Below are 12906 nucleotides of genomic sequence, written 5' to 3'. Positions count from 1 at the left end.
TTACAGAAGAACGTCCTCGATCCGCCCCCTCCTCTAAGATTTGCAATTTTCCCTTTGGCAGATCCGCCTCACTCGGCCGTGAGCGTCGATTCAATGGCAGCAGCGCGGCGGATAAGTGAATGCACGTCTTTCTGCGCAAGCAATCCACGTTCGATGGCGACGTCGAGAAACGATCGATGTTCATTGAGCGCCGCCCGCACGATCGCAGCAACACTTGCATACCCGAACTTGGGTACCAACGCTGTTGCTAGTGCATACGACGCAAGCAGATTTTGCCGCGACCGCTCCTCATTTACTGTAAGCGAGCGCACACACCGTTCGACCAAAATAGTCGCCGAACGGTGGAGGAGAGTGATGGAATCGATCAGGCGATCGCAGACTAGCATATCGTAGCAATTGATCTCCAGCAGTCCTTGTTGGCAGGCCATTGCTATGGCAGCATCGTTCCCGGAGATGGCAAACGTTGCCTGACAAACTGCTATCGGAATAACCGGATTTACCTTGCCAGGCATAATCGAAGATCCGGCCTGGATCGCAGGCAACGTAATTTCTCCGACAGCACCGACGGGACCGGACGAGAGCACAATGAGGTCGTTGGCGATCTTCCAGAGGGAATTTGCTGAATTTCGAAGTTCAGCTGACAACCGGGCGCACGCGTCTAAGTTCTGCATTCCGTCGAATGGATCGGCCGCTGATTTGATCTCGTGGCCAACCAGAGCTGACAAATGGCGGAAAACTGCCTGTTTGTAGTCCGGTCTGGAATTCAATCCGGTGCCCACCGCAGTTCCGCCGAGCGGAACGATCAGGAGTTGGCGCCGCAACTCCTCCACATGCTGAGCGTGGCGTTCTATGACCGCCTCATATGCCCCGAAAGTCTGACCAAAGAGCATTGGAACTGCATCCTGCAAACATGTCCGGCCAAGGCGCAGGGTTTGCGAATGCTCCTTCTTCTTTTCCGAGAACGCGGCGGCCAGTTGCGTCAGCGCGGGCGAAGTCCCCGCCGACACTCGAAAGACCGCAAGCTTCATAGCCGTCGGAATCACGTCATTGGTGGATTGACCGAGATTGACGTGATCATTTGGATGGACGAAAGTGTAGTCACCAACCGGCTTTCCGGCCAGCCGCGCGGCCAAATTTGCGATTACCTCATTGAGGTTCATGTTGGATGATGTGCCACCCGAACCTTCAAGCACGTCGACAATGAAGTGCGCATCGTGTTTTCCGGCGCGGATCTCTTGGGACGCCTCAATGATGGCTTCCGCTTTCTGCGCTGACAGCGCGCCGATCTCTTGATTTGCACGCGCCGCCGCTTCTTTTATCATCGCCAGTGCGGGGACAAACTCAGGCAGCGTCGCGATCGTGCGGCGCGTGAGTAGAAAATTCTCCGATGCCCGGAGGGTATTGATGCCGTAGAGCGCGTCCGCGGGCAGTTGCCTCTCACCAAGAACGTCTTCTTCGGTTCGCATTTGGCCCATGACACGGCGTTTTCGCGTTTTTACGGCTGACCATCGATATTCCGGCGGGCTTCCGCAGAGTAGGGAAATTGTAGCAAGAAAATATGTTCAGCAAATTCTTTGAGTGCGGCCGCGAACTGGCAAGGTCAAATCCGAGAGCTGCTGCCCTGCTGAGGACCGTTTTGATATCCGCTTAAGCCGAGCGGGCCGCTGTCCAGGTCCAAGATACCGCGAACTTTGCCGATACATTGCTAATTCCGTTTCCCTATGGACGGCAGAAGGACCAGCCGAGGTAGACCTGTTCGGGACAAATGGCGTCTGCCGCCTGACCCAAATTGCGACTCCTGCTGAACTGCATGGAGCCAAGACGCCGCGTTAGCCGACAAACGCCAGGATCCTGTCCACAAACAATGGCCATCTACGCGTCGGGCGTCATGCGGGCTGGCTGCGATGTTCGTCTCGTATGATGGACACCGACAGCATTCCAAGATCCGCATTGGCCTGCTTGTGAATCTCCCCCAATTTTTCCAGGCTTAGAAGAATATCGACGTAGACACTAACACGTTCAACGCATGTCCCGTTCGGGGTGTGTATGTGATGCTTGTCGGGTTATTGATGTATGTCAGTCCTAGGCTTGAATATACCCCGGGCGCGAGATGCGCCGTGTACGTTCCGGAAAGCGCCGTACTGTTGCGATGAACAAGATGGCCCTTGGCCGCCGCAGCTTCTACTGCAACGTTGCTCCACGCAGTGTTGGTGGCGACAATCGCAATCTGATCACGTGGACGGCTGTCAAACAGCCCCTTTGCGTAGAGACGGAGCTCGTAATACTCACTTACTCTATTTAAGTCGGGCGGCGCGTACATCACAGAAACTCCTGCATAGACGCCACGAGCTGGTGAGCCTTGGACATCCGACTGCCAGAGTTGCGTGTCCGCTGCCACGTAATAGATGCTATTCCCGTCGGCTCTCGGTTGCTTCGGATACTGCAAGTCGGTGTAGCTGCTATTGTTGAAACCGGCACCTGCCCGCAACCAAGTCTCCGGTAAGCCTGGAGCAGCTTTGTTCTTGTAGCCAACTTCGTCGAGTAGAAGAACGCCCGCGTTCGTCGTGCTCCAGTCTAACCCAGTCGGATTTTCGAGAATGTGCACAAATTGACCGTCTGGACTGAGTGAACGCTGTATTGAAATTTTGTCGTAGAACCGATCATCAAAATTGTACTTTACATTGAGAGCTGGCGTCGGCGCGGCATTGTTGCTCATTCCTGCTTGGTACAAAATATTGGATGACGCTCCAAAAACGTTTACTGCTGCGTTTCCTCCGACCACCGTGCCTGCGAACTCATTAATGTTCCTGAGATAGCCCATTTTGAGTTCGAGCTTCCCGCCAAAGAACGTCTGATAGTAGGCAATCGTATTGATCCCCACTCTATCTGGCCCCCCGGGCTTCCATGTCCAATACTGCTGCTGGGCTCCCACGATGATCTGACCATCGGGAATCCCAAAGCGGCTGAGATCATACGTCACGATCATGAAATTCAGGGTATTGAATGTCGGGTTCTGACCAGCATATAGCTGATCACGAATAGTGCTCTTCGCCGCATTCGGCAGCTGATTGGCCACGAAGGTGTTTACTGTCCCGCCAACATAGCCGATCCCGACTTCTCCCAGCGCAGATCTAACGCCGCCGTAATCCTGATCTATTGTATCGGCCGGACCAGGAATATTGAGCCACATACCTTTTTCGCGCAAGTCATCGAACTTTGCAAAAGGCCCGGCGTTCTGCAGAGTTGTGTTCTTTACAACTACAACCTGACCGTCGCGCTTTGCTGCAAACGCATTGGCAGTTTGTACAAGCGCCGCGCTACCGATGAGATGCACCGCTTGTTGGGACCGGTACCTTCGGTACGGTGTAGCCGGGCGGTTCTTCTTTTGAATTCCTCCTTGGGTGGCCTCATTAGGCGTGCCGCTTCGCGGGCTAGGCACGTTGGCAGCTTGTGCCAGCTCCGCATCCACGACGAGACTCGCAGCGAGGGACAGTGCGAGTGCGATAGAGATCCATCTCTGCGCGTTAGCTTCATGAACTTTCGTTTGCAGCGCGCTAGCCGTGAGACGAAGCAATGGGCGGCCACGGAGCGCTGAGACCTTTGGCTGGGTCCTCGAGGATCGCGCGAGAAAGTTCGCCAGAGGCTGCCATGAGACGGGAACGATCGCGGTAGGAATAGACCTCAAAGCTGCGGATGGCGAGACAGCAGATCCTTCACGCCTGCTGGCGCAGGCAGATCCATATTGCATCCCGACTTCCTTAGCGTGTGAGGCGTGACTTTTACCGCCGCTCGATTGCCATGTGGTCGACATTGCATCAATTGCTAAGGTTGGTAGGTGACTTCAACCGCAGGGTGTTGCTTCTCCATTCACATCCTCAATGTCGGACGGGGCGCGCGACCAATTGGTGCTCGTTCCTCCGCCCTTCCGACGGATGCCAGGACTATTTCAAGGAGGGGCTCGTCTACAGATAGCGACGAGCGAAGCCTTCTTGCCATCCTCGCCACAAAATCGCGCCTGTGTGCTCGAGGAGGTTAGCGCTCGTCCCAAGCCTCTCAAGGGCGAGGACGCGACTACGGTGGCGCACGCAGGATGACCAAGAAAATGTGCTGATGGAGAAGGCCGAGCGGCTGCTAGGCAGCTGTCGAGGCCATTGCGAATGAGTAGACAGATCGAGAGATGGTTGCGCGCAAAACCCGTGAACGAGAGCATTCTTCGAAAGGCGTGCGCCCCATGTGGCGCGGTTCGAGACCCGACATCCGGCGGCGAGAACGTGCGCTCAGCCACTCGAATGAATATGAGTACCGCTACCAGCAGCTGCTGAACCCGATGTGGCCTCTCAGGAACAGATTCGACTTTTTGATTTGATAGCACGCAGCATCGGGTTCATAGTTGAGTGCGATTGCGAACCAAGCTGCCGAATACTGCACGCAGCGATCGAGCGCATAGTGGCAGAGTTTCCATCGGCCGGGTGCAGCTAATCTTGTGACCCGTCTAGGCGACCTCGGCCGGCTGCTTGGGGGCCCTTATGCGTGTTACGCTGCTCCGACCATCGATGCTGACGGGTACTTCGCCGGCGACGGTTGCGCGATGAACGAGACGATGTTGGTCGCCATAGTCGTTGACGGCGTAATGTTGTGTGGCGCGATTGTCCCAGATCGCTACATCGCCTTCCTTCCAGCTCCAACGTACGGTGTTTTCGAGCGCAGTGATATGAGACTGAAACAAGTCAAACAGCTTCTGGCTGTCGTATTTCGGCAGGCCAACGAAGTTTTGCACCAGAGCGCCGAGCACCAGCGTGCGTTCGCCAGTCTCCGGGTGCACGCGCACAACGGGATGCTCAGTCTGATAGATCGTTTTAGTGAAGACTTCGTCCAGGTGCTTCTTGTCGAGCTCGGTGACGCGGGGCAGTATCGCGTAGTCGAAGGCGTTACTGTGAACGGCCCAGAGCCTGTCTGCAAGCCGTTGGAGCGGCGGTGCTAGGTCGAGGTAGGCCGAGACGGTGTTTGACCAGACCGTATCGCCACCGAATGGTGGCATCACAATGCCTCGCAGCACAGCAATCTTGGGGTAGGCATCTACGAAGGTTCCATCAGTGTGCCACAGGTCGGCCCGGCCACCGGCGCGGGTGGAATCAAGCTCGATGATCGACGCTGTTCCCTTAATCGCACCGAGCGTCGGATGAGTTGTCAGCTTTCCGAAACGAACGGCAACGCGCTCCTGCTCCGCATCATCGAGGTGCCCCTGGTCGCGAAAGAAGATAACCTTGTGCTCCAACAGCAGCTCATTGATTGAGGCGATCGTCTGCTCCGGTAAATCGCCTAACAGCTTAATGTTTCGGATTTCTGCGCCGATGCGCGCTGCGCGCTTGATAATATCGGCGCGAGGAATGCCATTGCCCGACAAGACCGTTGCAGTCATGGCTCCAGTCTCCAATTTTGCGGTTGCCACTGAGCCACTCTACTCAACTCGACAGAGCGACGAACGCCAAATAGTGGACCACCTAACGGGATCCGTCATAGTCAGTGGTGCCAGCGACGAGTCCCCGCTTGAGCTCTTCACGCGAACTCGCTCATATTAGTGAGGCTTTCTGCGACAGCCTTTGAAAGATTGACCAAATCCGTCCGTTCGATCAATTGCTAGCACTGGTAGTTGACCACGGCGAAAGCTTTGTACCTCGCTGAGCGATTGATGAATGAACAGGAAATCTGTGCGCATTGGAAATGAGAGAGGCCTTTGCGATCGGTTCAGAGGGGCAGCTCTTTAAGCAATCCGAGTTGCCGCGCCAAAGAGCCGTAGTGTTGATACCGAAGCGACAGGAAGTACCCAAGAGCTGTCCATTCCTCTCCGTGCGAGACAGAACGACGGCGTCAAGGGAACGCTGGTCGAGGTTTGGGACCCTTGGTAGGTGGCGGTCTTCACAGCGGCGGCGTTCGAGGCCATGGGCTACTCGATGGTCAAATAGCCGATACGAGCGTCTGGCCAGCATGGCCCCCGGGAAACACTTACAGCGCGATAGCAAGCGACGGCGTTACGGCCAAACTCGTCGATCAAATGCACGCGCCCAGAGCTTGACACCACGATTGCTCCAGAGAGCTCGATGCGTCCGTTGGTAAGACCGTCATACCTACCGGGATGCCGCCGCAAACGTGATCTCAGGGTTGACGTACAGCTTCCGTTGCAGTTAATCGGAAGGCGTCGAGGTTCTCCAGGTCTGGCTTGATCTGGAGCTAAGAGGGAAGCCGGTGCGCTTTCGATCCGTTCAGGATCAAAGTAATGCCGGCGCTGCCCCCGCAACTGTAAGCGGCGAGCCTGCATCCACACGTGTCACTGAAGCAAACGCTTCGGGAAGGCCGGATGCAGGCGATGACCCGCGAGCCAGGAGACCTGCCCCGACAACATAATCGTCCACGGGCGGGGTGTCCGGTGGTACGCCTAGCAGCAGGCCGCGCTCTGGCGGCCTACCTGCCTGCGTTTCCGCCATGGCCTTTGCCCCCACACAACGGGGATAAAGCTATGTCTCTTCTCTCACTTCCTGTTGCGACCCTCGGCATGCCACGTATCGGGCCACGCCGTGAACTCAAGCTGGCGCTCGAAGGCTACTGGGCTGGCAAGATCAGCGAGCAGCAGCTCCTGGAAGCTGCGGCCGGTCTTCGTGTCGCCAATTGGGCACGTCAGAATTCGCTGGGCGTCACCATCATCCCGTCCAATGACTTTTCACTCTATGACCAGATTCTCGACACGAGCGTCATGGTCGGCGCCATTCCTGAGGCGTATGGCTGGGAGAGCGGTCCGGTCTCGCTGAAGACCTATTTCACCATGGCGCGGGGCTCGCAAGACAAGGAACACGACGCGAGTTGCGCTCACGTCCATCAAGGCCTTGGCGCCTCTGCGCAGGAGATGACCAAGTGGCTCGATACCAATTACCACTACATGGTGCCCGAATTCCATAAAGGACAGACCTTCACGCTCTCTTCCCGCAAACCGATCGAGGAATATGATGAGGCGAAAGCCCTTGGCTATCAAACGCGTCCGGTCTTGGTGGGACCAGTCACCTTCTTGAAGCTCGGCAAGGCCGCCGATCCGGCGTTTGATCCGATTTCGCTCCTCGATAGCCTCGTGCCCGTCTATGTCGAAGTTCTCCAGGAACTGGCCAAACGTGGAGCCGAGTGGGTCCAGCTTGACGAGCCCTATCTGGTGCTTGATCTCGACGAAGCCACGCGGACTGCGCTCCAGCGCGCCTATGGGCGTCTCGCCGAGGAGGTGCCTGGCATCAAGGTCATGCTTGCAACCTATTTCGGAGCGATCGGCGACAATCTGGCGATAGCTCTAAAGCTGCCTGTGGCCGGACTGCACGTCGATCTTGTTCGCTCTCCCCAACAATTGAACCAGATTGAATACGGCGCCCGCGCGGACCTCGTGGTTTCGCTCGGCGTCATCGACGGCCGCAACGTATGGCGTTCCAACCTGTCGGCACTGGTGGAGCGGTTTAAGCCCGTCATTGCAAAGTTCGGCAAGGAGCGCGTGCAGCTCGCACCTTCCTGCTCGCTCTTGCATGTCCCAATCGACCTTGAGCTCGAAACCGAACTCGATTCGGACGTGAAGAGATGGCTTGCCTTCTCAGTCCAGAAGATCCAGGAGCTCGCGACCTTGGCGAAAGCGCTTGCGGGGGACGGAAATGTTATTGTCGCGCTTTCCGAATCAGACCTTGCAGCGAGGGCACGCCAGGCATCGCCGAAAATCCACGACACGGCCGTCGCCCAGCGAACGGCGACGATTGACGAGGCTATGCGCCGCCGCAACAGTGCTTTTGCGACACGTGCGGAGGTTCAGCGCAAGCGTTTCGGCCTGCCGCTTTTCCCCACAACCACGATTGGGTCGTTCCCGCAGACGAGCGAGATACGCAACGCCCGCGCCGAGCATGCCAAGGGAAAGTTGACAAAGGCGAAATATGAACAATTCCTGAAGGAGGAAACGGCCAGCGCGGTCCTCTGGCAGGAAGACATCGGGCTCGACGTGCTTGTCCACGGCGAGTTCGAGCGCAATGATATGGTTCAGTATTTCGCCGAGCAGCTCTCCGGATTCGCATTCACTAAGCATGGCTGGGTGCAGTCCTACGGCTCCCGTTACGTTCGTCCGCCGATACTGTTCGGCGATGTCTCCCGCCCGAAGCCGATGACCATCGAATGGTGGCGCTACGCGCAGTCGCTGACCAGAAAGCCGATGAAGGCAATGCTTACGGGGCCGGTGACAATCCTCACCTGGTCGTTTGTCCGTGACGACATTCCGCGCAGCGAGACCTGCCGTCAGATCGCGCTCGCCATCCGTGACGAGGTCGCCGACTTAGAAAAGGCCGGGGCAACCATGATCCAAATCGATGAGGCCGCGCTACGCGAAGGTTTGCCGCTCCGCCGCTCCGATTGGAGATCTTATCTCGACTGGGCAGTGGAAAGCTTCCGCCTCTGCTCCTCCGGTGTTGCCGATGCAACGCAGATCCATACCCACATGTGCTATTCGGAGTTCAATGCCATCATCGATGCAATAGCCGCGATGGACGCAGATGTCATCTCGATCGAAACGTCCCGCTCGAAGATGGAGCTGCTCGATGCGTTCACTGCCTTCAAATACCCGAACGACATCGGCCCTGGCGTCTATGACATCCACTCTCCGCGCGTTCCCGAGGCCTCTGAGATAGGGGATCTCATCGCGCTGGCTCGCCAACGGCTGTCGGACTCACAGCTCTGGATCAATCCGGATTGCGGCTTAAAGACTCGCAAATGGACCGAAGTTCGTCCGGCGCTCGTCAACATGGTCGCGGCAGCCCGCGAACTGCGCAAGACTTCCTGATGCCAGCGTGATCTGGCGGTCAACCGTGTTCGTCGGTGAGGGCTGGCTGATTCCACATTTGTACACCGGGCCCGCGATTGCGGCCCAATCACTCATTGGGGCAGAGAGGCGCTCAGCACGCGGACAACCTTGGCTCGAAAATTCTCTATCTCTCCTCTAATACCAACCTATCTGTTCAGAGCTGAGCACTTGAGGAACTGGATTGGGATCGCTGGAGGATCGCTCGAGGAGCGTGCAACGCTAAAACCATGCGCTGCCGGGAATTGTTACTAAAATGCTCGAGATGGAGACTGGCTAGCTGGGGCGCACCGTCGCCACATGATGCCGCAGAGCTGTCGATAGCTCAAGCAAGTCCCCCGGTCCGTACGACGGCACCACGCTGGCACACAGAGCTGAAATTTGGACATCAATCACATCTCAACGTGCTAGCGCTATCACGATATCATACTCGTTTAAATTGTTCACGCCGTGTTCTATAACTAGGTCGCTCCGCTAATGGAGCGATATGGAGTCGGAAATGTCTCAAGCGAAATGGAAATTGACGAACCGGATCGGCGCGGCCTGCCTCGGCCTACTCCTGGCTGCACCTGCAGCGGCGCAGCCGATCTGGACCTGGACCAACCAATACGGCTCAACCCTAGCGGTCGACAATTATAATCCAAGCACAGGCGCAATTTCCGGCACTTACACGAACAATGCGAGCAATAGCTGCGATGAAGGTGCCCCTCAGACGATGACGGGCTGGCTCGCGCAGACCAATAGTGGCACGGCGATCAGTTTTTCGGTGAATTTTGTAGGCTGCGGATCGACAACCGTGTGGACCGGACAGCTGAACGCTGCATCGGGATTTCAGGGACTATGGCTCCTTTCACTCGCGGAACCGGTGGCATGGAACGGCATCAGCGCCGGCGCGGACACTTTCACCTTAGCAAGCGGCGACAAATCGAAACTGCCATCCGCTAGCGGCGAGGCGGCCAAGAGCGGTGCAGGCGAGAAGCTCTCGAATACCAAGAATCGCAAATGACATGACCAGCCACGTGGCGACGGAAGGATCGTTGTCACGCTGACCCTTCGTCCCGTTTTAATCTACCCCGACTCTCGCTTTAGTCTAAAAGCGGATTTGGTATCGAAGATCGAGTCTTGCCGAGCCCGAATGCTGAGCTGTTCAGGCTCGGCATTACTCGTTGGAGGTGGGCAAGCTGACCATATCTTCAAAATCAGTCTGTTTTGCGCACATCGCCAGGATCGAGTTGCCACCAAATAGACCGAACTTGTGCCCGCGCGTCCCGATCTCGGCTCGTTGCCGGCACGCGCCACCTCTTGCCATGACCTACTCGATCATTTTGCCACGTCCATTGATGTAGAAGATCCAGGTTTCCCGTGCGATCTCTTTCAGCAGGTCCTTCAGCGGCGGCGATGCGTTGCGAAACACCTTACCCGGATATCTACTAGGCGTTCCGCTTAGACAGGAACGTCATCGTTATATGTCACGACGAGTCTAAGGCTGCAGGCGACGCCCGTTGCAACAATTAGGATGATTGCCATTCCGATCATGCCAATGTCAAAAGATCCCGTCCAATCCTTGAGGAAACCGACCATGTACGGGCCGACGAAGGCCCCAAAGGCACCAATTGAATTGATGAATGCGATGCCTCCAGCGGCAGCGGGCCCAGTGAGGAAACTCTGCGGGATCGTGTAAAGGACGGTCCGCGCGGAAATTGTGCCAATCAGAGCAAGCGTCATGCATATGAGCGCCGGTATGAGCGACGTGAACATTACCGAAAAGACAAGTCCGACGGCGCCAAGCATCAATGCGGCGACCAGATTGTAGATCTTTTGTCCCTTGCGATCGACAAGGCGCGCCCAGAACAACGAGCCTATTGTCACAAAGAAATAGGGCGCGGCCGAGAGCAAACCAATCTGCATGTTGTTCAGGTTGTGGCTCTTTAAGATCAGAGGGAGCCAGATACCTATCCCGTAGGAGGCGATCGTGAAAGCGAAGCTGATGCCCGTCAGCATCAGCACCCGGACATCCTTCATCGCAGCCCAGAGATCCTTTTTGACCTTGTCGTGTTTTTCCTTAGCGAGTTCGTCCAGTAGCGCGTCCCGTTCTCGGGGCGTCAACCACGAGGCCTTGCCCGGCGTGTCGGCTAGCAGAACGAGGCATAAGCCTCCGAGCAAGCAGGCCGGCAGGCCTTCGATCAGGAACATCCATTGCCAGCCGGCTAGTCCCCACACTCCATCCATTCTTAATAGCAAAGCGGATAGCGGATTGCCGATCAACGAGGACAGCGGTGTTGCCGTCATGAACCAGGCGAGGACGCCTGTCCGCGACTGCGCCGGAAACCAAATGGAGATGTACCAGATGACGCCAGGAAAAAAGCCCGATTCGAAAACTCCCAGAAGAAGACGGATTGCGTAGAAGCTGTATGGCCCAACGGCGAACGCTGTCGCCGCGGCTGCAAGGCCCCACGTTATCATGATGCGGGCGAGCCAGCGGCGCGCTCCCACGCGATACATCATCATGTTGCTGGGTACTTCGAGCATACAGTAGCTAAAGAAGAGGATCCCGGCGCCCCAGCCGAATTGCGTGGCACTTAAGCCGATGGCTTCGTTCATCTGCAGCGCAGCGATGCCGACGCTGGTCCGATCAAGGTTGTTGAAAAGATAAGCAACGCCCAACAGTGGCACGAGCCGCCGCGTGTTCTTGGCGACAGCGCTCGCGACCAAGCCACACCTTACCACTTCGTTGGTATGACGCTGGGCAGCAGCGGCGTCCAACAATTCGTTCTGCTCCTACAACTAGTCGCTGACCACACGCCCGCTTTTTCTCTGACGCTGCGCCGCGATGTTAGGCTGAAACATGGGAATCGCTGCCACAACTGTCCGATCGCTCATTTTCAACCATCGACAACACCTTCTACTATTGGCCCCACGCTTAGGACTTATCTAGAGCCCGTCATCGAATTTAACGAGCCATCGTACGTCGCTTCCGATTGAGAGCGGAAAATGAGCTATCCGGGCTGTTTGTGTGGCGCAAGCCCAAGCATCGCCCGAGCTTCCACTGTGGTGGCGGGCTCGTACCCAAGTTCTCGGATAATCTTTACAGTCTTGTCGACCAGGCGCACGTTCGTGGCAAGTATGCCCGGTTCGAGGTAGAGATTGTCCTCCAGGCCTACACGCACGTGGCCGCCTGCAAGCACCGCGTGAGTTGTTGCGGGCAGCTGCGCTCGACCGACCCCGCTAACGCAAAACATGGCTCCTTTGGGAAGATTGCCGATCAGCAAATCGAGGATCTGCGGACTGTAAGGCAATGCCCCCTGAATTGCGCGATCGGCACCAAGAACGAAATTGATCCAATAGGGAGGCTTATCGACCCCCTTATTGATGAGACGTATCGGATCTTGGAGAAGGTGGGAAAGTGAGAAGCATTCCCATTCGGGTTTGATGCCCGTTTTCTGGAATCGTTTCGCCATGATGTCGCAGCGGGTGGGCGAGGTGTTAACGACAATCTCGCGGCCGCCAAAGCTGGCCAGAACGCTGTGAGCGTCAAATGTCGCCATGTCAGCGCCGGCCTCGAGACCTTTTAGGCGCTCTTCGAATATAACCTCATCGAGATTTGGCTCTAGGGATCGGATCATGTCTCCATCAATGCCCCCGCCTGTGCTGTTGTTGATGATGATGCCGCACCTTGTCAGGATCCGGGAGTTGATGTCCTGATAAATTTCCGGATTGCAGGTTGCGCCGTCGTCCGGCCTGCGCGCATGCAGCGCCACGATCGATGCCCCTGCATCGTAGCACCGGTACACATCCTCGGCGATCTCGCTTGGCTGGGTCGGCAGGTGTGGGTTCTGCGATTTTTTCACCACGCCTCCCGTCGGAGCAATCGTGACAATAACCTTTCGTTCAAAACTCATACTGTCTCCTGTCGTTTTTAGGTCATTCATATGGGCTCTTACGTACTCGCTGAGGAACGCCTTGACACAAGACGTGGAGGCCGGAATGACATCTTCGACAGGCTCCAGCCTCCAATACCTGGCATTCCTTTTAAGATCCCGGAA

7 protein-coding genes and 1 riboswitch are annotated in these 12906 nt (G+C 56.6%); of the genes, 2 read left to right on the top strand and 5 right to left on the bottom strand.

All coding sequences use genetic code 11. The features are described from left to right. Positions 1 to 68: 68 nt before the first annotated feature. The 3 genes from KUF59_RS08600 to KUF59_RS08590 all read right to left on the bottom strand — a co-directional run bounded on the left by KUF59_RS08600 (position 69) and on the right by KUF59_RS08590 (position 5419). Positions 69 to 1475: an aspartate ammonia-lyase gene (locus tag KUF59_RS08600; RefSeq protein ID WP_258769284.1), complete on the bottom strand. Its 1407-nt coding sequence runs from the start codon at positions 1473 to 1475 to the stop codon at positions 69 to 71. Between the two features lie 512 nt (positions 1476 to 1987). Continuing rightward, on the bottom strand, positions 1988 to 3469 hold the full coding sequence (locus KUF59_RS08595; protein ID WP_258769282.1) for a carbohydrate porin: 1482 nt from the start codon (positions 3467 to 3469) through the stop codon (positions 1988 to 1990). A gap of 1023 nt (positions 3470 to 4492) precedes the next feature. Beyond that, positions 4493 to 5419: a TauD/TfdA dioxygenase family protein gene (locus KUF59_RS08590; protein WP_258769281.1), complete on the bottom strand. Its 927-nt coding sequence runs from the start codon at positions 5417 to 5419 to the stop codon at positions 4493 to 4495. A 763-nt stretch (positions 5420 to 6182) separates the two neighbouring features. Further along, positions 6183 to 6407: riboswitch (cobalamin riboswitch) on the top strand. A 107-nt stretch (positions 6408 to 6514) separates the two neighbouring features. Here KUF59_RS08590 and metE point away from each other — a divergent pair. Together metE and KUF59_RS08580 are read left to right on the top strand one after the other, a co-directional pair. Beyond that, the gene (gene metE, locus KUF59_RS08585) at positions 6515 to 8845 is read left to right on the top strand and encodes a 5-methyltetrahydropteroyltriglutamate--homocysteine S-methyltransferase (RefSeq protein ID WP_258769280.1); all 2331 of its coding nucleotides are present in this window, start codon (positions 6515 to 6517) and stop codon (positions 8843 to 8845) included. 517 nt (positions 8846 to 9362) lie between these two features. Further along, positions 9363 to 9869 (top strand): avidin/streptavidin family protein, encoded by a 507-nt coding sequence (locus KUF59_RS08580; RefSeq protein ID WP_258769279.1) that lies wholly within the window; start codon positions 9363 to 9365, stop codon positions 9867 to 9869. 437 nt (positions 9870 to 10306) lie between these two features. Here KUF59_RS08580 and KUF59_RS08575 read toward each other — a convergent pair whose 3' ends face one another. Further along, positions 10307 to 11629, bottom strand: a complete 1323-nt coding sequence (locus KUF59_RS08575; RefSeq protein ID WP_258769278.1) for an MFS transporter — start codon at positions 11627 to 11629, stop codon at positions 10307 to 10309. Between the two features lie 230 nt (positions 11630 to 11859). Next, positions 11860 to 12762: a beta-keto acid cleavage family enzyme gene (locus tag KUF59_RS08570; protein WP_258769277.1), complete on the bottom strand. Its 903-nt coding sequence runs from the start codon at positions 12760 to 12762 to the stop codon at positions 11860 to 11862. Between the last annotated feature and the right edge of the window lie 144 nt (positions 12763 to 12906).

It is taken from the genome of Bradyrhizobium arachidis (assembly GCF_024758505.1).
GTDB lineage: Bacteria > Pseudomonadota > Alphaproteobacteria > Rhizobiales > Xanthobacteraceae > Bradyrhizobium > Bradyrhizobium manausense_C.
Note: the sequence above shows the minus strand (reverse complement) of the source record. Positions and strands in the feature narration are given on the sequence as shown.